Origin of the sequence: uncultured Streptomyces sp. (assembly GCF_947488945.1) — a bacterium.
Lineage (GTDB): Bacteria > Actinomycetota > Actinomycetes > Streptomycetales > Streptomycetaceae > Streptomyces.
Genome location: NZ_CANLBS010000017.1, coordinates 96,444 through 115,391, shown reverse-complemented (window position 1 = coordinate 115,391; position 18,948 = coordinate 96,444). Strand labels below are relative to the sequence as shown.

The window sequence follows — 18,948 nt, the reverse complement described above, 5'->3', positions numbered from 1 at the left end:
GCGGTGTGGCCCGCCGCGCCCCGGCTCAGGCCGGGGAGAACAGGTGGTCGCTGATGAGGCGGGCGGCGCCGATGACCCCGGCGACGGGGCCCAGCTCGCCCAGCACGATCGGCAGATTGCCGGTGGCCAGCGGCAGGGACTTGCGGTAGACCTGGGTCCGCACGCTGGCCAGCAGGGTGTGCCCGAGTCCGGTCACGCCTCCGCCGATCACCACCAGGCCGGGGTTGAAGAAGCTGACGAGCCCCGCGATGACCTGGCCGACGCGGGCCCCGCCCTCGCGGATCAGGTCGAGCGCCACGGTGTCCCCCGCCACCGCGGCCGCGGCCACGTCCACGGCGGTGAGCCGCCCGGACGCCGCCAGCCGGTCGGCGAGTTCGGCGGAGTCCCCGGCCCGCGCGGCCGCCTTGGCGTCCTGGGCGAGGGTGGCGCCGCTGAAGTGGGCCTCCAGACAGCCCCGGTTGCCGCAGGCGCAGGGGCGTCCGTCCGGCTCCACCTGGATGTGCCCGATGTCGCCGGCGCTGCCGGTGGCGCCCCGGTAGACCTGGCCGCCGACCACGATCCCGCAGCCGACGCCCGTGCCGATCTTGACGCAGAGGAAGTCGCCCGCGGAACGGGCGACGCCCGCGTGCTGCTCCCCCATGGCCATCAGGTTCACGTCGTTGTCGACCATGACCGGGCAGCCGAGGTCCTGGCTGAGCGCCTCGCGGACCGGGAAGCCGTCCCAGCCGGGCATGATCGGCGGGGCGACCGGCACGCCCTCGGGGAAGCGGACCGGACCGGGCACGCCGATGCCCGCCCCGTCGAACCCCTCGGCGAGCCCGGAGGCGCGGAGCTTGGCCGCCATCGCGAGCACCTGCTCGAAGACGGCGACCGGTCCCTCACGCACGTCCATCGGATGGTTGAGGTGTCCCAGCACCTCCAGTTCCGCGTTGGTGACGGCCACGTCGATCGAGGTGGCGCCGATGTCCACGCCCAGGAAACGGAGTTCGGGGGCGAGCCTGATGTTGTGGGACCGCCGTCCGCCGCGCGAGGCGGCGAGGCCGTCGGCCACCACGAGTCCGGTCTCCAGCAGCCGGTCGACCTCCACCGCGAGCTTCGAGCGGGAGAGATCGACCAGGTCCCCCAACTGCGCCCGCGAATGCGGGCCTCCGTCGCGCAACAGCGTGAGCAGCCGGGCCTGATGCGCATTCGCGGGTCGTGCCGTCATACGTCTCACGCGTCCCTCCCCGCCACATCGGCCTGTCCGTCGGGCTTCGTTGGGGAACGTAGCAGCGCTTTGCCGGAGGGGGAAGAAGTTGCGCAGGAATCCGCCTCCTCTTTTTCCACTTCAAGGACAAAGAGGAGTCCGGTGCGGGGAAATGCCAACGACCCGCGCGCCCGGGAACCTTGCGCGCGCCTCGGGCACCACGGGAGCCGGGCCCGGCGCCGTGCGGACGCCCGAAGGCAGCCCCTCCGCGGGCCGCGACGCCCGTCTTCTCCGCCTTCGGGCGGCCGGGCGGCCTGTTCAGGGGCAGCGGACCACCTGGCCGGCGTACGAGAGGTTCCCGCCGAAGCCGAAGAGCAGGGCGAGGGCGCCGCTGTCCACCTCTCCGCGCTCGACCAGCTTGGAGAGCGCCATCGGGATCGAGGCGGCCGAGGTGTTGCCCGAATCCACCACGTCCCGGGCGACGACGGCGTTGACCGCGCCGATCTTGCGGGCGACGGGTTCGATGATCCGGAGATTGGCCTGGTGCAGCACCACCGCCCCGAGCTCCTCCGGGGCGACGCCCGCCTTCTCGCACACCTGGCGCGCGATCGGCGGCAGGGTGGTGGTGGCCCAGCGGTAGACCGACTGCCCCTCCTGCGCGAAGCGCGGCGGGGTCCCCTCGATGCGCACCGCGTTGCCCATCTCCGGCACGGAACCCCAGAGCACCGGCCCGATGCCGGGGGCCGTGGTCCCCTCCGGCTCGGCGACGACCACGGCGGCCCCGGCACCGTCGCCCAGCAGCACGCAGGTGGTGCGGTCGGTCCAGTCCGCGATGTCGGCCATCTTGTCGGCGCCGATCACCAGGGCACGGGTCGCCGCACCGGCCCGGATCGCGTGGTCCGCAGTGGCCAGCGCGTGGGTGAAGCCGGAGCAGACGACGTTGATGTCCATCACCGCGGGTGACCCCATGCCGAGCCGTGCCGCGACCCGCGCGGACATGCTGGGCGAGCGGTCGATCGCGGTCGAGGTGGCGACCAGGACCAGGTCGATGTCGCCGGCCTGGAGTCCCGCGGCGGCCAGCGCCTTGGCCGCGGCGTGCGCCGCCATCTCGTCCACCGGCTCCCCGGGGCCGCCGACATGACGGGTCTTGATGCCGACGCGGCTGGTGATCCACTCGTCGCTGGTGTCGACCATCGCCGCGAGATCGTCGTTGGTCAGCACCTGGGCGGGCTGGTAGTGGCCGAGCGCCACGATGCGTGAGCCGGTCATGTACGGGGTCCCCTCGTCGGGTTAAGGCAGGAACGATCCAGTCTTGGTCGCTACCGACGGGTACGACGGCATGTGATCCGACAGAGAACCGTGCCGCTGGTTGGAGCATTGACAACAGGCGCCCCCGTCGGCGTGCGTCTCCTGCAGCACGGGACGCGTGCGCCCGGACGGAGTGCGCCTACCGCGGAGTCGGATGCAACGTCACCCTCCATGTGCAGGACAATGAGAGGGTCGAGGTCACCTCGCCGCACGACAACCCGGTGAACCACGGCAACCTCTGCATCAAGGGCCGCTTCGGCTTCCAACACGTACAGAATCGGGTCTGAGCCATATGGGACGGGTCACGGAGCGTCGGCGCACCATCAGGATCAGGGACGGGGCGGTCTCCGCCCGCGCGGACACCCTGGTCGCCGAGGAGCCGCTGGAGATCCGTCTCGACGGCAAGCCGCTCGCCATCACCATGCGCACCCCCGGCGACGACTTCGCGCTCGCGGCCGGGTTCCTGGTGAGCGAGGGCGTCCTGGGGTCCGGCGACGAGGTCCAGTCGATCGTGTACTGCGCCGGGGCGACGGCGGACGGCGTGAACACGTACAACGTGGTGGACGTGAAGCTGGCGCCGGGCGTCGTCGTCCCCGACATCACTCTCGAACGCAACGTCTACACCACCTCGTCGTGCGGCCTGTGCGGCAAGGCCAGTCTCGACGCGGTGCGGACGACCACCCGCCACCCGGTGGCGGACTCCCCCGCGCTGCGGGTCGCACCGGAGCTGCTGTCGGCGCTGCCCGACAAGCTGCGGGCGGCGCAGCGGGTCTTCGACCGGACGGGCGGCCTGCACGCGGCGGCCCTCTTCTCCGAGGAGGGCGAGCTGGTCGACGTGCGGGAGGACGTGGGCCGGCACAACGCGGTCGACAAGCTGGTGGGGCGCGCCCTGACCGACCACCGGCTGCCGCTGTCGCGGTCGATCCTGCTGGTGTCGGGCCGGGCCTCGTTCGAACTGGCGCAGAAGGCGGTGATGGCGGGCATTCCGATGCTGGCCGCGGTCTCCGCGCCCTCCTCCCTCGCCGTCGACCTGGCGGCCGAGACCGGACTGACCCTCGTCGGCTTCCTGCGGGGTCCGTCCATGAACGTGTACGCGGGAGAGCACCGCATCGCCCTGGAGGACCCGGTCCCGGGAAGCTGAGGCGCCGCCCGCTGCACGGATCAGGAGCCCGGCGGGGAGCACCCCCTGCGCCGGCCGGACCCTTCCGGCCTCCGTCGCGTCCGGCCTCCGTCGCAAGCCCGGCCTTCCTCGCGCCCGCCTTCGTCGCGCGGGCCGGGCGTGTGCGGTCCGTGACGGACCTCGTTCCGGCCGGGCGGCCGGGGCGCGGCCGGGTCAGCCCACGGACACGGCCCGCCGCTCCGGCGCGCCCGCCCCCGCTTCGGCTCCCGCCCCGGTCGGCGGCTCCTCCGGGTCGCGCGAACGCCGCTTGGCGAGGACCGCGCAGACCATGAGCTGCATCTGGTGGAAGAGCATGAGCGGCAGCACGGCGAGGCTCGCGTGCGCGCCGAACAGGACCGTGGCCATCGGCAGACCGGCCGCCAGGCTCTTCTTGGAGCCGGCGAACTGGATCGCGATCCGGTCCGCCCGGCCGAACCCGAGCCGCTTGGCGCCGTACCAGCTCAGCGTGAGCATCAGGGCCAGCAGCACCGCCTCCGCGGCGAGCAGGGCGCCCAGCCGGAGCGGGGTGACCTGGTGCCAGACCCCGGCGACCATGCCCTCACTGAAGGCGGCGTAGACGACGAGCAGGATCGAGCCCCGGTCGACGCGGCCGAGTACCTTCTTGTGCCGGACGAGGAACGGCGCGAGCCACCGGCGCAGCAGCTGTCCCGCGAGGAACGGGACGAGGAGCTGGAAGGCGATCTTCAGCAGTGAGTCCGCGGAGAACCCGGCGCCGGAGCCGCCGAGCAGCAGGGCCGCCAGAAGCGGCGTGAGGAAGATCCCCGCGATGCTGGAGAAGGAACCCGCGCAGATCGCCGCCGGGACGTTGCCGCGCGCGATCGAGGTGAAGGCGATCGAGGACTGGATCGTGGACGGGACCAGGCAGAGGAAGAGGAACCCGGCCTGGAGCTGCGGGGTCAGCACGTACGGGACGAGCCCTCCGCTCGCCAGCCCGAGCAGCGGGAAGACCACGAAGGTGCAGGCCAGCACCGTGAGGTGGAGGCGCCAGTGGCGCAGCCCGTCCAGTGCCTCGGCGGTCGAGAGCCGGGCGCCGTAGAGGAAGAAGAGGAAGGCGACGGCCCCGGTGGAGGCGCCGTCGGCCACCGTGGCCCCGGCTCCCGACGCGGGCAGCAGGGCCGCGACGCCGACCGTCCCGAGCAGGGCCAGGACGTAGCCGTCGACCGGCAGCCGGGACAGGAGGCGGGTGGCGCGGCGGTTCATGGGCTCCACGGTTCTCTCGGGGGTCTCGTGCGGGGCCGCGGAACCGGTCGGGTCCGTGCCGTCGTCCGCCGGGACGGTGCGTGCCTTGCCCATCTTGCTCGTGATCGCGTCGATCGGGAATCCCGTACACCACACTCACTGTCATCACGGATCACGATAACCTCGGCCCATGTACGACCCCGCGCAGCTCCGCACGTTCCTGGCCGTCGCCCAGACGCTGAGCTTCACCCAGGCGGCGAGGCGCCTCGGGGTGCGGCAGTCCACGGTGAGCCAGCACGTGCGGCGGCTGGAGGCGGCGACCGGCCGGCAGCTCTTCGCCCGGGACACCCACCGGGTGGCGCTCACCGAGGACGGCGAGGCGATGCTCGGCTTCGCCCGGACGATTCTCGGGGCGCACGAGCGGGCCACCGCCTTCTTCAGCGGGACCCGGCTGAGCGGCCGGCTCCGCTTCGGCGCCTCCGAGGACTTCGTGCTGACCCGGCTGCCGGAGATCCTGGAGGCGTTCCGCACCGACCACCCCGAGGTCGAGCTGGAGCTGACCGTGGAGCTGTCCGGGACGCTGCACCGGCAGCTGGCGGCGGGGCGGCTGGACCTGGTGCTCGCCAAGCGGCGGACCGACGACACCCACGGCGAACTGGTCTGGCGGGACGCACTCGTATGGATCGGCGCGCCCCGGCTGCGGATCGACCCGGACCGCCCGGTTCCGCTGATCCTCTTCCCCCGCCCCGGCATCACCCGCGCGCGGGCCCTGGAGGTGCTGGAGGAGCACGGCCGGTCCTGGCGGGTCGCCTGCACCAGCACCAGCCTGAGCGGACTGGTCGCGGCGGCGCGGGCCGGGCTGGGCGTGATGGCGCACACCCGGGGGCTGGTACCGCCGGGGCTGACGGCGCTGCCCGCCCCGGCGCGGGCCGGGCTGCCGGAGCTGGGGGACGTCGACTTCGTCCTGCTGCACGACCGCCGCCGCACCTCCTCGCAGCCCGCCGCGGACGCCCTGGCGGCGGCGATCCTGGCGGGCGGCGACCGGCTGCACCGGGGGTTCACGGGGCGCGGCGGAACGGGGTGAGGGCCCCGGAGGGCGAGAGGCCGCGGGCGGGTCCGGGAGCGGGCCCGTGGGCGGGTCCGGAAGCAGGTCCGGGGGGCGGAAAGGGCTGCGGCGGTCCGCCCCCGCGGCCCCCTCCGCCCCGTCCGTGACCACGTCGCCACGGCGAGAAAAGGCCATTCCCGGACGCGTCGCGCCGACGCACGGCGTATGCGAGCGGCCCGTCGACGGCACGATCTGCACAGATTCGGTGGAGATTTCCACCCGATGCGCTTACTCCGAGGTCGGATGCGTGCCCGAGCCTTGCCCTTCTGGCCGGATTTACCCGCTTGACCTGTACGGATGGAGGGGTTTCCGGCCATCCGTTCCCCTCCCGCGAGGGCGTCCGTTGGGGTAGCGTCGCGGCGCTGTGCGGAGCGCCGTAAGGAGCAGGTCATTGCGCGAGTTCACCGTCCCACCCATCGCGGCCGCGCCCCAGGCCGGGGGTCTTGCCGACGCCGTGTTCGAGCACGCCCAGGAGGACCCGCACCGGGCCTCGTTCGCGCGCAAGGACGAGGACGGCCGGTGGCACGACGTCACCACGACCGCCTTCCGGGACGAGGTGCTGGCCCTCGCCAAAGGGCTGATCGCGCACGGGGTGCGGTTCGGCGACCGGGTCGCGCTGATGTCCCGTACCCGCTACGAGTGGACGCTGTTCGACTTCGCGCTCTGGTCGCTGGGGGCCCAGTCGGTGCCGGTGTACCCCACGTCCTCGGCCGAGCAGGTGCTCTGGATGCTGCACGACGCCGAGGTCTCCGCCGTGCTGGTGGAACACGAGGACCACGCCATGACGGTCGCCTCGGTGATCGACCGGCTGCCCCGGCTGCACCGGCTGTGGCAGCTCGACGCGGGCGCGGTCGAGGAGCTGACGGAGGCGGGCACCCGGATCGACGACGAGGTGGTGCACCGGCACCGGCGCGCGGTGACGCCCGACTCGGTGGCGACCGTCGTGTACACCTCGGGCACCACCGGTCCGCCGAAGGGCTGCCTGATCACCCACGCCAACCTGATGTTCGAGGGCGACACCATGGCGAGACGGTGGGAGCCGATCTTCCGCTCGAAGCCCGGCGACGAACCCTCCACCCTGCTCTTCCTCCCGCTGGCGCACGTGTTCGGCCGCATGGTGGAGGTCGCCGCGCTCCGCAACCGGGTGAAGGTGGGCCACCAGCCGAGCCTCTCGGCGAACGCCCTCATGCCCGACCTGGTGACGTTCCGGCCGACGTTCATCCTCGCCGTCCCGTACATCTTCGAGAAGCTCTTCCACGGCGCCCGGCGCAAGGCCGAGGCCGAGGGCAGACTCGCCGCGTTCGACAAGGCGGTGGAGATCGCCGTCCGGTACGCGGAGGCGGTGGAGGAACGCGCCTTCGACAACGGGCCCGGCCCGTCGGCCGGGCTGCGGCTCCAGCACCAGGTCTTCGACAAGCTGGTCTACAAGAAGCTGCGCGACGCCATGGGCGGCCGGATCCGGTACGCCATGTCCGGCGGGTCCGCGATGGAGCGACGGCTCGGCCTGTTCTTCGGCGGCAGCGGGGTCGACATCTTCGAGGGGTACGGCCTCACCGAGACCAGCGCCGCCACCACGGGCAACCCCCCGGACCGCATCCGCTACGGCTCGGTCGGCCAGCCGGTCCCCGGTACCACCGTGCACATAGCGGAGGACGGCGAGGTGTGGGTGCACGGCCCGAACGTCTTCGCCGGATACCTCGGCGACCCGCAGGCGACCGCCGCCACCGTACGGGACGGATGGCTGGCCACCGGCGACATCGGATCGCTCGACGAGGACGGCTATCTGACGATCACCGGCCGCAAGAAGGAGATCCTGGTGACCTCCAGCGGCAAGAGCGTGTCGCCGGCCGGCCTGGAGGAGCGCGTCCGGGCCCACCCGCTGGTCGCCCAGTGCATCGTCGTCGGCAACGACCGCCCCTACATCGCCGCGCTGGTGACGCTCGACCAGGAGGCCGTCGAGCACTGGCTGACCATGCAGGGCAGGCCCCAGCTGAAGCCGGTCGAGCTGGTGCGCGACCCCGATCTGGAGATGGAGGTCCGGCGGGCGGTCGTGGCGGCCAACACGGCGGTCTCGCAGGCCGAGTCCATCCGGACCTTCCGCATCCTGGCCCACCGCTTCACCGAGGAACGCGGACTGCTGACCCCCTCGCTGAAGCTGAAGCGGAAGGCGATCGAGTCGGCGTACGCGGTCGAGGTGGACGCCCTCTACGGCTGAGGCCCTCCCCGTCGGCGGCGCGACGGTCGGGCGGCGGGAGCCGTTGGTGTGACGGGAGGGTGGAACCGGCGGTTGCGGGAATGGATCTCCGGTCCCGATCGTTGGTATCCCGAGTACCAACCCCCCGACGTAAGGATCGACAGCTCGTGAGCCAGGTCCCCTCTCTCACCCTCAACAACGGCCTCGACATGCCGCAGCTCGGTTTCGGCGTCTGGCAGGTGCCGGACGACGAGGCGGAGAAGGCGGTCGCCACCGCGATCGAGGCCGGGTACCGGTCCATCGACACCGCCGCGATCTACGGGAACGAGGCCGGCACGGGCAAGGCGATCGCCGCCTCCGGCGTCGCGCGCGACGAACTCTTCGTCACCACGAAGCTCTGGAACGCCGACCAGGGGTACGACGCGACGCTGCGCGCCTTCGACGCCTCGCTCGACAAGCTGGGTCTCGAGCAGGTCGACCTGTACCTGATCCACTGGCCGATGCCGGCCAAGGGCACGTACGTCGACTCGTACAAGGCGTTCGAGAAGATCTACGCGGACGGCCGCGCCAAGGCCATCGGCGTGTCGAACTTCCTGCCGGAGCACCTGGAGCGGCTGATCGGCGAGACCTCCGTGGTCCCGGCGCTCAACCAGATCGAGCTGCACCCGCAGCTCCAGCAGGCCGAGTCGCGCGCCTTCCACGCCGAGCACGGCATCGCCACCGAGGCGTGGTCGCCGCTGGGCTCGGGCAAGGGCCTCCTGGAGGTCCCGACCGTCGTCGCCGTCGCGCAGAAGCACGGCCGCACGCCCGCCCAGGCGGTACTGCGCTGGCACCTGCAGACGGGGAACGTCGTCATCCCCAAGTCCGTGACCCCGTCGCGGATCAAGGAGAACATCGACGTCTTCGACTTCGAGCTGGACGCCGACGACCTCAAGGCGTTCGCCGCCCTGGACGAGGGCAAGCGCACCGGCCCGAACCCGGCCGAGTTCAACGTCGGCGGCTGACCCCGCCCGGCACCCCTCACGGCCCTCCTCACGGCTCCCCACCGCTCCGGCGGCGGGGAGCCGTCGCCGTACGGGGCGGGCGGACGGACGAACCGCGTGCGGCCTCGTCGTCCCGTTGACGGCGCGGCCGCACGCGGGGTTCAGGCGTGCGGCGTCGGGGGACGTACGCCTTCGAGCAGGGTGGCGAGGTAGCGGTGGCCGGTCTCGGTCCGGTGGCCGGGGGTGCCGCCGTGGACGTTCACCGCGTGGGCGATGCCGCACATCAGGGGGACCAGGTCGGCGGCGGCGAGACCGGGACGGACGACTCCGGCGTCACGGGCCCGGCCGAGGAGTGTGGTGCCGACCGATGTCAGTGACGCTTTGAGTGCCGTGGTACGCGGCAGGGTGTCCTCGGGCGCGGCGGCGACGGGAGGCAGCGCCGCGTCGTGGAGCTGCGCTTCGAGGACATGGGTGAGGAAGCCGGTCAGCGCCCGCCAGGGGTCGGGGTCCGCCAAGGCCCGCTCGCCCTGTGCGGCCAGGCCCTCCAGGCAGGGAGCGGCGACGGTCTCCAGCAGGGCCTCGGGGGTGGCGAAGTTCCGGTAGACCGTGGCGACTCCGAGGCCGGCCCGGCGTGCGACGTCGTTGAGCTGTAGTGCGGTGCCCTGGTCGACCAGGTCCCGGGCGACGGCGACGATCCGCTCCCAGTTGCGGACGGCGTCCTTGCGCAGCGGTGGGGTCGTCACAGAAGGAGGTCCAGGTGCTCGTCATGGTTCACAGGCTCGCCGGCCATCATATGCGGCCTTCTCGGGCGCTCGCCGGGGGCGGGCGTTCCCCGGCGGGCTTCCCGGGAGCGCGAGCCGGGCGACGCCGACCGCGTGCGCGGCCCGCGACCGGGAAGCCCGCCGGAGGTGCTCAGCCGCCGGTTCCGGTCGCCGTGGGCGCGTGGGTTTCACTGAGCAGGCGTACCGCCTTCACGAGGCGGGGGTCGGTCGCCGCACGGAACGGGGCGACGGGGTGCGCCTGAGGGCCGATGACGAGACCGGTCCGACCGGCCAGCGCCTGGTCGGTGGCGGCGGTGATCGAGGGTCTGGCCGCCACGGAGGCCGGGCCGGCCGTGGAGCGCTCGAACCGGCGGCGCACCCAGGGCCACAGCAACCGCAGCTGCGGGGAGACGATCCTCGGGTCGGCCATGGTGCCGTTGGTCATGTCGGTGGCGGCGCCTCCGGGATCGGCGGCGAAGACGGAGACGCCCGTGCCGTCCAGCCGTTCGGCGAGGTCGAGCGTGTGGGCGAGGTGGGCGAGCTTGGCGCGCCCGTACCAGTGGAAGCCGTAGTAGCCGCCCGGTGGTTCCGCGGCGTCGAAGACCCGCTTGGCAACGGTGACCGCGGCAGAGGTCACGTTCACGATCCGGCTGGACGGCCCGGCGGCGAGCGTGGGCAGCAGCAGTTCGGTGAGCAGGTACGGCGAGAGGTGGTTGACGACGAAGGACGCCTCGACGCCGTCCACGTACCGCCGCTCGGCGAACATGGCGCCCACGTTGTTGACCAGCACCGTGAGCGGTTCCCCCGATCCGGCGTGACCGGCGGCGATGCTGTCGGCCAGCGTCCGGACCTGGTCGAGCGAGGCGAGGTCGGCGGCCAGGAACCGTGCGGGACGCGCCGGCCGCGTCGCGTTGATCCGCGCGACCGCCCTGCCTCCCCGGTCGGCGTCCCGCCCGACCACGGTGACCGCGAACCCGGCCCCGGCGAGCCCGAGCGCCGTCTCCAGGCCTATGCCTCCGGTGCCGGCCGTGACCACGGCTGTCTTGGACATGAAGGTCCCCCCATCCAGAGAATCGGATTATCTATCCGTTTCGTTCCGAGAGAGAGGCTAACACAAGCGGATAGTTCATCCGATTACTGATCCCTGCCCGGCCGGCGACGCCTTTCACTCCGCGCCGTGGGCGGGCGCCACCGCCTCCACGCGGGCGGCCAGGGCGAAGTCCTTGTCCGTGACCTTGCCGCCCGCGTCGTGGGAGTGCACCGTGAGGGACACCGTGGAGTAGCCCAGGGTCATGTCGGAGTGGTGGTTCAACTCCTGCTGGATCGACGCCACATGCATGGTCAGCGCGGCGGCGGCGACATGGGAGGGCAGCCGGTAGGTGCGGGCGAGGCGGTCGTCCTCGTACGTCCATCCGGCCAGCTTCTCCAGTCGGCCGGAGATCTCGGACGGGGTGAGCGGTGCGGCGGGCATGGTGCGGCTCCTCTTCGGCGCGTCCTGCGGGTGGACGGCGGGACTGCGCCCGCCGTCGGGCGGCGACCGACGTTACGGGTCGGGTCGAACCCCTGTCACGCCCGACACGACCCGGCACACCACCCGGCACCGGCGCCGCACCCGGCCGGCCGCCCGCGAGCACCCGGAGGCGGGGTCCCGCGGCCGGGTCGCGCCCGCTCCCCGGACCGTCAGGCCGTGGCGAGGGCCCGCCCCGGCCGCAGGGCCGCGTCCACCGCCGCCGGGATGCCGGTGACCGGGAAGAGCGCGTGCCGGACCGTGCGTGCGGCGTCACAGACGAGCAGCAGGCGCTCCACGCCGCCACGCCCGCGCGGCCGTGCGGGCTACGCCTCCACGAACTCCGCTATCAGCGCGGCGAATTCGTCCGGTCCGGAAATCCTCACCCCGAGCTCCTCGGCCTTGGTGCGCTTGGAGCCCGCCTTCTCGCCGGCGACCAGCAGGCTGGTGCGCCGGGAGACGCTGGAGGAGGCCTTGCCGCCGGCCCGCTCGATCAGCTCGTTCATCTCGTTGCGCGACAGCTTCTCCAGCGGGCCGGTCATCGCGCCGGTCACCACCACCGTCATGCCGCCGAGCGGGAGGCCTTCCGCGGCGCTCCCGTCCGCGGCGCCGTCCGCGCCGTCCGCCTCGGCCGCCTCCGGCTCCGTGCCGGGCTCCGGCGGCGGGGTGGCGCCCGGCTCCGTCATGTTGACCCCGGCGCGCTCCAGCTTCCCGATGAGCGGGGCCAGCTCCGCCAGCTCGGCGACGACGGCGGACGCCTTCTCGGTGCCGATCCCGTCGACCCGCTGCAACGCCTCGGTGTCGGCCGCCACGATCCGGTCCATGGAGGCGAAGTGCCGGGCGATGCGCCGGGACATGGACCGGCCGGTGCCGCGTACACCGAGCGCGCAGAAGACGCGGGAGAGCGGGCGGGTCCGGGCGGTGTCGATGGCGGCCAGCAGCTTGTCCGTCGAGGTCTCCCCCATCCGGTCCAGGGTCAGCAACTGCTCCCGCTCCAGGGTGAACAGGTCAGCGAAGTCGGCGACCAGACCGGCGTCCACGAGCTGGACGACCCGGGTGGCGCCCAGGCCCTCGATGTCGAGCTGGTCGCGGCCCGCCGCGTACGCCACGGAGGCGACCACCCGGCAGTCGCGGCCCCGGACACAGCGCCACCGCTGCTCGCCGGCGTCGATCTCCGAGCCGCACTGGGGGCAGACCTCGGGGAACACGATCGGCTTCTCCTCGCCCGTGCGCAGGTGCACGGCGGGCGCCTCGACGCGCGGGATGATGTCTCCGGCCTTGTAGACCATCACCTGGTCGCCGATGCGCAGATCACGGCGGGTGATGTCGGCGGGGTTGTGGAGCGTGGCGTATCCGACGGTGGAACCGTCGATCTCCACCGGCTCCAGCACCGCACGCGGAGCGATGATGCCGGTGCGGCCGACGTTCCACTCGACGGCCAGCAGCCGGGTGATCTTCTCCACGGCGGGCAGTTTGTAGGCGATCGCCCAGCGCGGGGCGCGGGTGCCGGAGCCCGCCTCGGCCTGGTCGGCGGCGAGATCGGCCTTCACCACGATGCCGTCGATGCCGAACGGAAGCGACGCGCGCAGCGCCGCTATCTCCGCGACGCGCGCGGTCACCTCGTCGACGGAGGCGACGGTGCGGGGGGCGACGGCGGTGGTCGCGGCGGTGTGCACGCCCAGCCCGGCGACGTACGCCAGGACCTCGCTGTGCGGGAGTCCGGCGGGCGGGGCCGTCGCCCCCGGCGCGTCGGGCAGCGGAAGCGCCCCGTAGGCGAAGAAGGTCATCTCGACGCGGTACGGGCGGTCCTTGGCGCGCAGGGTGCCGGCGGCGCCGTTGCGCGGGTTCACGAAGGGCGCGCCGCCGTGCCCGGTGCGCAGGGTGTTCGCCTGTTCGAACTGGGCCTCGGTCATCAGGATCTCGCCCCGCACCTCGAAGGTGACGGGCTCGGTGAGCCGGTCGGGAAGGCCCACGAGGGTGCCGATGGCGTGCGAGACGTCCTCCCCCGCGGTGCCGTCGCCGCGGGTGATCAACTGCTCCAGCCGCCCTTCGCGGTACCGGGCGGCGACGGCCAGTCCGTCCAGCTTGGGCTCCACGCTCCACGCCGTGACCGGTCTGCCGATGCGGCGCTCCAGGGAGGCGGTCCAGGTGGCGAACTGCTCGTCGGAGAAGACGTTGTCCAGCGACAGCATGGGCACGGTGTGCGGCACGTCGCCGACGGCGGCTCCGCCGGCCACCTTGCCGGTGGGCGACCCGGCCAGCACCTCCTGCGGGTGCTCCCGCTCGTACGCCGCGATGCCGCGCGCCAGACGGTCGTACGCGTCGTCGTCGAGAGCGCTGTCGCCCGAGGCGTAGTAGGCCGCGGCGGCACGGGTGGCCTCCTCCACGGCGGCGGCGTAGGCGGCTTCGTCGGCGAGCACAACGTCTGGGTTCGTCATGGCCACCATCCTGCCTCCCCCCACTGACAGTCCCCCGGACGAGCCGGACGGGACGGACGGAACGGGTGCCGGCGCCCGCGGCCCCGGCGGGTCGTGGGTCCCGTAACCCGCGTGTACGCGGAACGCCACGGGACCGCAACACGGCGGCGGGAGGCTCGGGGCATCGCGCACGCCGAGCGTGCCAGCCCACGAAGGATCGTGGCCGGAGCCTCCAGGGACCTACGTCCCGGGGCCCGGTGGGGGTGCAGGGGCGGTGACTGCATCCCGACGGCCGATACGAGTGACCTCCGAACGGAGCACTGCCGCTGTGAACACACCACTGCCCCACTCCCCCGCCGACGGCCCCGGCCTCGCCGAACTCGACCGCGAGAGCCGCATGGGCGGCGCCGGCACCGAGGTGTCCGGCCGGGAGATCCGCCGCATCGACCTCTCCGACTTCGACCGGCGCAGGAGCGAGATCACCGGGGAACTCTGGGACGCCGCCACGGAGATCGGTTTCTTCCAGATCCACCACCACGGCATCGGACAGGACGAGGTGGACGCGGCGTTCGCCGCCGCGGAGGCGTTCTTCGCGCTCCCGGAGGACGTCAAGTCCCGCTACTCCCTGCGCAAGGGCACCAACTCCGGCTGGGAGAGCCGCAGTCAGGTGCGTCCTTCGACCGGGGTGCCGGACACCAAGGAGTCGTACCAGGTGACCCGCCCCCACATGGAAGGGCTCTGGCCCACCGACGAGGAGCTGGACGGGTTCCGCGCCACCATGCTGGGGTTCGAGGCGCGCTGCAGGGAGGTGGCGATGCGGGTGCTGTCCTGCTTCGCCGACCGGCTGGGCTTCCCCGAGGGCTTCTTCGACCGGGCCCACGACCCCTCGGCCGACACCTACCGGAGCACCCTGCGGCTGCTCCACTACTTCGCCGTACCTCAGGAGGCGCGGGGCGGCACGGAAACCTGGCGGGCGGGCGCGCACACCGACTTCGACTGCCTCACCCTGCTGTTCCAGCAGGAGGGGCAGGGCGGCCTCCAGGTCTGCCCGGGGAAGGAGGCCGAGGCGCAGGAGTGGACGCCGGTGGTGCCGTCGGCGGACGTCATCACCTGCAACATCGGTGACATGCTGATGCGTTGGAGCGACGACCGGCTGCCGTCCAACTTCCACCGGGTGCGCAATCCGGCCCCGGACGAGTACCAGGGCGCCCGGTACAGCCTGGCGTTCTTCGCCCAGGCCAACGGCGACGTGCTGATCGAGAGCCCCGGCGGGACCTATCCGCCGCTGACCGCGGCGGAGTACCTGCACCGCCGCATCAGCGCCAACTTCGCCTCGGAGCGCGCCTCCTGACCGTACGGTGAACGGGTCGGCCGGGCAGGACCCGGCCCGCCCCCGCCGTGCGGAACCGGGGGAACGCCTCCGACACGCACGGGCCGGCCGGCGCACCCCGCCGCCCGGCCGGCCCGTGCGGCCCCCGTGACCTGCGTACGAGGGGCGAGGGGCGCGGGGCGGCGATATGCGTACTGTCATTCGATCTTCCGTTCAGGACCGGTATAAAGGCTCCATGCCTGCCGATGTCTCACCGCCCGCGCGCCCCGCCACCCTGGAGGACGTGGCGGCGGTGGCCGGGGTCTCCCGCGCCACGGTCTCCCGCGTCATCAACGGCGCGACGACCGTCGACCCGGCGCTGCGCGAGGTGGTGCGGGAGGCGGTCGCGGCGACGGGCTACGTGCCCAACCGGGCCGCCAGGTCGCTGGTGACCCGGCGCACCGACTCCGTGGCGCTGGTGGTCTCCGAACGCCGGCACAGCCCTTCGGACGGGTCGTTCGCCGGCCGGATCTTCTCCGACCCGTATTTCGGGCGGGTGGTGAGCGGCCTGCTCGACGTACTGCGCCCGGCCGGGATCCAGTTGGTGCTGATGCTCGCCGACGACGAGGAGTCGCGCGGCCAGTTGCTGTCCTACCTGCGGCAGGGGCACGTGGACGGGGTGGTGCTGCTGACCTCGCTCGCGGACGACCCGCTGCCCCGGCTGCTGGACGAGGCCCGGCTGCCGGCGGTGCTCGCGGGCCGTGCGCCGTACCCCAATCCGCTGACGTATGTGGAGGCCGACCAGCTCACCGGGGCCCGGCTGGCCGCCGATCACCTGGTGTCGCTGGGGCGGCGGAGCTTCGCCACGGTGGCCGGGCCGCAGGACAGCCCGGCGGGCCAGGTGCGGCTGGCCGGGTTCGTGGACGCGCTGGCGGCGCACGGGATCACCGACGTGGCGTGCGCGGAGGGCGACTTCACCCACGCCGGCGGCGCCCTCGCGATGAAGCGGCTGCTGGGCGACCGGCCGGAGCTGGACGCGGTGTTCATCGCCTCGGACCTGATGGCGCTCGGCGCGATGCCGGTGCTGCTGCGGGCCGGGCGGGACGTGCCGACGGACGTGGCGGTGGTCGGGTTCGACGACAGCAGCGCGGCACTGGCCTGCGACCCGCCGCTGACGACGGTGCGGCAGCCGGTGGAGGAGATGGCGGCGGAGATGGCCCGGTTGCTGCTCCGCCAGATCGGCGCGGCCGGCTCCCCGGCCCCCTCGGTGGTGTTCCGCCCGTCGCTGGTGGTGCGCGACTCGGCGTGAGGGACCCCGCGGCCACCGCCGGCCGCGGAGCAGGCGTGGGCCACGGAACCACCGTCGCCGCGGAGCCGCCGTCTGCCGAGAACGTCCGTCCGGTCAGCCGCGCGTACGCCGGACCGGCTCCTCGTCGTCCGCCGCCGGTCCGCGGCCGGCCTCCCCGGCCCCGTCCGCGGGCTCGGCCCCCGGCAGCAGTTCGACCACCGCGTCCACGTCCGGGGCGGCCCCGGCGGCGGGCGGCGGGGCGGGCAAGCCGCCCCAGGGCTCCGCGGCCGAGGCCTCCGCGTCGGCCCCGGAGGCGGCGCGAGCGGCAGCGGTGGCGGCAGCGGTGGCGGGAGGGCCGTCGGGGAACGGTTCGTCCGCGAGCGTCATCCCGGTGGACCCCCCGGCCCGCACCGGCACCTGGGGCCCGGACTGCTCCCGCAGCCAGTGCGCCAGTACCCGGTGCACCGCCTCCGCGCCGATCAGCCCGTCCCCCGCCGGGATCGCGCCGTCCGCGCGTTCCGCGGCGACGACGTCCAGCGGGTCGGCGAGGCCGCGCGGCCACAGCAGGAAGGGTCCGGCCTGTTCGCCGCCCAGGCCGCCGTGCGAGCCGATCTGCTCCTCGAAGGCGTGCACGGTGCCCGTTTCGGGGTCGTACATCGAGTTCACCATCACGTCGGCGACGTGCGGGAACGTGTCGGTGCGGCGGACCGCGGACGCGGCGCCCGGCCCGAAGCCCCGCAGCGGCCCCTCGTCGTCCGTCAGCTCGGCGATCGGGACCTCGACCCCGCCGGCGCCCAGCACGAGCGAGCCGTGCGCCTCGCTGCGCACCAGCAGGAAGCCGATGCCCGGGTGGTTGGCGAGGGTGCCGAGCAGTGCCGGGTGGCGGAGGTCGATCTGCTCGCGCGAGGCCCGTCCCTCGATGTCCGGGAAGGACAGCAGACCGAGGTTGCCCGAGGCCAGCACCACCGGGTCGGAGGTCTGGACGGGGTGCTCGGCCTCCCGGTCGGCGACCGGCCGGTGCAGCGCGATGCGCACCGCGTCGCGGGCCTCGGAGGCACTGTGGGTGCGCAGGGCCCGGCGCGGTACCGGCAGCCCGCAGCCCGCCCGCACCAGGTCCTTCAGCGTCAGCCCGTAACGCCCCTCGAAGGTCTCGCCGGGGCTCTGGCCGTGGTCGGAGAGGATGACGATGCGGTAGGTGCGCGGGGTGTGGTCGGCGATTTTGGCGATCAGCGCCAGGGACCGGTCGAGCCGGGCGAGCACCTTCTGCGCGTCGCGGCTGCGCGGACCCGAGTGGTGGGCGACCTCGTCGTAGGCGACGAGGTCGGCGTAGACGGCGGTGCGTCCGGCGAACATGTCGCCGATGACGGCCGCGACGACCACGTCGCGCTCGACGACGGTGGCGAACGCCCGGATGAAGGGGTAGAGCCCGCCGCGCTTGATGCGGGGCGTCTCCTTCCGCAGCCTCGACCGGGTCGACTCGGCGATCTCGCGTCCGACCTCCGCGACGAAGGAGAGCGCGGTCCGCACGGCGTTGGCGGGGTCGGAGAAGTACGCGAAGTACCCCGCGCGGGAACGGCTGCCCTTGCCCCGTCTGGCCGCCATGGACAGGACCAGGGCGAGCTGGTCGGCGCCACCGCTGAAGAGGTTGCCGCGGCTCGCTCCGTCGTAGCTGAGCAGGCCCCCGTCGTGGGTGCGGGCGATGGCCCTGCGCTGGAGTTCCAGCGCGCTGGCGGGACGGCTGGAGACCATGACGGTGCCGGTCTCCTTCTCGTACCAGCGGAAGGCGGGCACGTCGTGGTTGGAACCGTGCAGCAGGGCGAGCTGGCTGGCGCCGGTCTGGCTGGACCAGTCGGTGCGCCAGGGGGTGAGCCGGTGCCCGGAGGTGTCGGCCAGCCAGCCGGCGACCGTCGGCATCAGCCCGTCGGCCGCCGCCTCGCGCAGCACCTCGTGGCCGACGCCGTCGAGCTGGATGAAGACCGTGCCGGGCGGGCCGTCCCGGTCCGAGGAGCCGAGGGCGCCCCGGCGGCGCCTGCGGTCGGCGAGCCGGGAGAGCCGGCGGCGGTAGGCGTCGTCGTCGCGGACGGCCAGCGCGGTGGAGACGGCGGAGGCGACGGCGGACATGACGGCCGCGACGACGACCGCGTTCTCCGGGTTGGCGGCGCCCCGGTCGGCCGGGATGAGCCAGAGCGCGATCAGCAGCAGCGAGCCGTTGAGGAAGAAGACCAGGGCGCCGAGCACCAGGGCCGGGACGACGAGCAGCGACCGGACGAGGACGGGCCAGACCAGCGCCGACAGCAGGCCGAACGCGCCCGCGCCCCAGGCCGCCGTGAAGGCGGTCCGGGTGATGGTGTCACCGTCGTCGGACTGGAGCTGGAAGTCGGGCAGGATGCCCGCCAGGATCAGCATCGTGACGGTCGAGACCATCCACACCGCCACCACGCGCAGCACGGTCGCGCCCGTCCTGCGCCATCGACCGCCGCCCACTCCTGCTCCATCTCACGTCCGGGCCGGCCGTTCACGGCCCGCCCCCA

Annotated in this window: 15 protein-coding genes and 1 pseudogene; 7 read left to right on the top strand and 9 right to left on the bottom strand. The window is 73.4% G+C overall.

Annotation, left to right across the window (positions count from 1 at the left end; translation table 11 throughout):
* Window positions 1–25: 25 nt before the first annotated feature.
* Both Q0994_RS24465 and Q0994_RS24460 read right to left on the bottom strand, forming a co-directional pair.
* Complete coding sequence (locus tag Q0994_RS24465; protein ID WP_299538346.1) at window positions 26–1,207, bottom strand: ROK family transcriptional regulator; 1,182 nt, start codon at window positions 1,205–1,207, stop codon at window positions 26–28.
* Between the two features lie 297 nt (window positions 1,208–1,504).
* Complete coding sequence (locus Q0994_RS24460; protein WP_299538344.1) at window positions 1,505–2,455, bottom strand: beta-ketoacyl-ACP synthase III; 951 nt, start codon at window positions 2,453–2,455, stop codon at window positions 1,505–1,507.
* 161 nt (window positions 2,456–2,616) lie between these two features.
* On the opposite strand from Q0994_RS24460, the pseudogene Q0994_RS24455 reads away from it, so the two are divergent.
* Both Q0994_RS24455 and fdhD read left to right on the top strand, forming a co-directional pair.
* Window positions 2,617–2,781 (top strand): annotated as a pseudogene (locus tag Q0994_RS24455) (Fe-S-binding domain-containing protein); the annotation flags it as partial.
* 5 nt (window positions 2,782–2,786) lie between these two features.
* On the top strand, window positions 2,787–3,635 hold the full coding sequence (gene fdhD, locus Q0994_RS24450) for a formate dehydrogenase accessory sulfurtransferase FdhD (protein WP_299538342.1): 849 nt from the start codon (window positions 2,787–2,789) through the stop codon (window positions 3,633–3,635).
* A gap of 192 nt (window positions 3,636–3,827) precedes the next feature.
* Here fdhD and Q0994_RS24445 read toward each other — a convergent pair whose 3' ends face one another.
* Entirely contained in the window at window positions 3,828–4,874 is a 1,047-nt protein-coding gene (locus Q0994_RS24445; RefSeq protein ID WP_299538429.1) for a bile acid:sodium symporter family protein, read from the bottom strand.
* Window positions 4,875–5,043: 169 nt separating this feature from the next.
* On the opposite strand from Q0994_RS24445, the gene Q0994_RS24440 reads away from it, so the two are divergent.
* The 3 genes from Q0994_RS24440 (at window position 5,044) to Q0994_RS24430 (ending at window position 9,156) form a co-directional block, all read left to right on the top strand.
* Complete coding sequence (locus tag Q0994_RS24440; protein WP_299538340.1) at window positions 5,044–5,937, top strand: LysR substrate-binding domain-containing protein; 894 nt, start codon at window positions 5,044–5,046, stop codon at window positions 5,935–5,937.
* 436 nt (window positions 5,938–6,373) lie between these two features.
* Window positions 6,374–8,173, top strand: a complete 1,800-nt coding sequence (locus tag Q0994_RS24435; RefSeq protein ID WP_299538427.1) for a long-chain fatty acid--CoA ligase — start codon at window positions 6,374–6,376, stop codon at window positions 8,171–8,173.
* Window positions 8,174–8,319: 146 nt separating this feature from the next.
* Window positions 8,320–9,156: an aldo/keto reductase gene (locus Q0994_RS24430; RefSeq protein WP_299538338.1), complete on the top strand. Its 837-nt coding sequence runs from the start codon at window positions 8,320–8,322 to the stop codon at window positions 9,154–9,156.
* A gap of 140 nt (window positions 9,157–9,296) precedes the next feature.
* On the opposite strand, the gene Q0994_RS24425 is transcribed toward Q0994_RS24430, so the two are convergent.
* The 5 genes from Q0994_RS24425 to ligA form a co-directional block, all read right to left on the bottom strand.
* On the bottom strand, window positions 9,297–9,878 hold the full coding sequence (locus Q0994_RS24425; protein ID WP_299538336.1) for a TetR/AcrR family transcriptional regulator: 582 nt from the start codon (window positions 9,876–9,878) through the stop codon (window positions 9,297–9,299).
* Between the two features lie 169 nt (window positions 9,879–10,047).
* Entirely contained in the window at window positions 10,048–10,947 is a 900-nt protein-coding gene (locus Q0994_RS24420; protein WP_299538334.1) for an SDR family NAD(P)-dependent oxidoreductase, read from the bottom strand.
* A 114-nt stretch (window positions 10,948–11,061) separates the two neighbouring features.
* Window positions 11,062–11,367: a 4a-hydroxytetrahydrobiopterin dehydratase gene (locus Q0994_RS24415; RefSeq protein WP_299538332.1), complete on the bottom strand. Its 306-nt coding sequence runs from the start codon at window positions 11,365–11,367 to the stop codon at window positions 11,062–11,064.
* A gap of 209 nt (window positions 11,368–11,576) precedes the next feature.
* Window positions 11,577–11,702, bottom strand: a complete 126-nt coding sequence (locus tag Q0994_RS24410) for a hypothetical protein (RefSeq protein WP_299538330.1) — start codon at window positions 11,700–11,702, stop codon at window positions 11,577–11,579.
* Between the two features lie 27 nt (window positions 11,703–11,729).
* Window positions 11,730–13,850, bottom strand: a complete 2,121-nt coding sequence (gene ligA, locus Q0994_RS24405; RefSeq protein WP_299538328.1) for an NAD-dependent DNA ligase LigA — start codon at window positions 13,848–13,850, stop codon at window positions 11,730–11,732.
* 298 nt (window positions 13,851–14,148) lie between these two features.
* On the opposite strand from ligA, the gene Q0994_RS24400 reads away from it, so the two are divergent.
* A complete protein-coding gene (locus Q0994_RS24400; protein WP_299538326.1) occupies window positions 14,149–15,171 on the top strand; it encodes an isopenicillin N synthase family oxygenase in 1,023 nt (340 codons plus the stop codon).
* 214 nt (window positions 15,172–15,385) lie between these two features.
* Window positions 15,386–16,438, top strand: coding sequence for a LacI family DNA-binding transcriptional regulator (locus Q0994_RS24395; RefSeq protein WP_299538324.1), 1,053 nt, complete (start codon window positions 15,386–15,388; stop codon window positions 16,436–16,438).
* Window positions 16,439–16,531: 93 nt separating this feature from the next.
* Here Q0994_RS24395 and Q0994_RS24390 read toward each other — a convergent pair whose 3' ends face one another.
* Complete coding sequence (locus Q0994_RS24390) at window positions 16,532–18,901, bottom strand: phage holin family protein (RefSeq protein WP_299538322.1); 2,370 nt, start codon at window positions 18,899–18,901, stop codon at window positions 16,532–16,534.
* Between the last annotated feature and the right edge of the window lie 47 nt (window positions 18,902–18,948).

Excerpts from the sequence above, each read along its gene's own strand:
- Q0994_RS24465 (WP_299538346.1), bottom strand. The coding sequence starts at position 1,207 with ATGACGGCACGACCCGCGAATGCGCATCAGGCCCGGCTGCTCACGCTG.
- Q0994_RS24460 (WP_299538344.1), bottom strand. The coding sequence starts at position 2,455 with ATGACCGGCTCACGCATCGTGGCGCTCGGCCACTACCAGCCCGCCCAG.
- fdhD (WP_299538342.1), top strand. The coding sequence starts at position 2,787 with ATGGGACGGGTCACGGAGCGTCGGCGCACCATCAGGATCAGGGACGGG.
- Q0994_RS24445 (WP_299538429.1), bottom strand. The coding sequence starts at position 4,874 with ATGAACCGCCGCGCCACCCGCCTCCTGTCCCGGCTGCCGGTCGACGGC.
- Q0994_RS24440 (WP_299538340.1), top strand. The coding sequence starts at position 5,044 with ATGTACGACCCCGCGCAGCTCCGCACGTTCCTGGCCGTCGCCCAGACG.
- Q0994_RS24420 (WP_299538334.1), bottom strand. The coding sequence starts at position 10,947 with ATGTCCAAGACAGCCGTGGTCACGGCCGGCACCGGAGGCATAGGCCTG.
- Q0994_RS24415 (WP_299538332.1), bottom strand. The coding sequence starts at position 11,367 with ATGCCCGCCGCACCGCTCACCCCGTCCGAGATCTCCGGCCGACTGGAG.
- ligA (WP_299538328.1), bottom strand. The coding sequence starts at position 13,850 with ATGGTGGCCATGACGAACCCAGACGTTGTGCTCGCCGACGAAGCCGCC.
- Q0994_RS24395 (WP_299538324.1), top strand. The coding sequence starts at position 15,386 with ATGCCTGCCGATGTCTCACCGCCCGCGCGCCCCGCCACCCTGGAGGAC.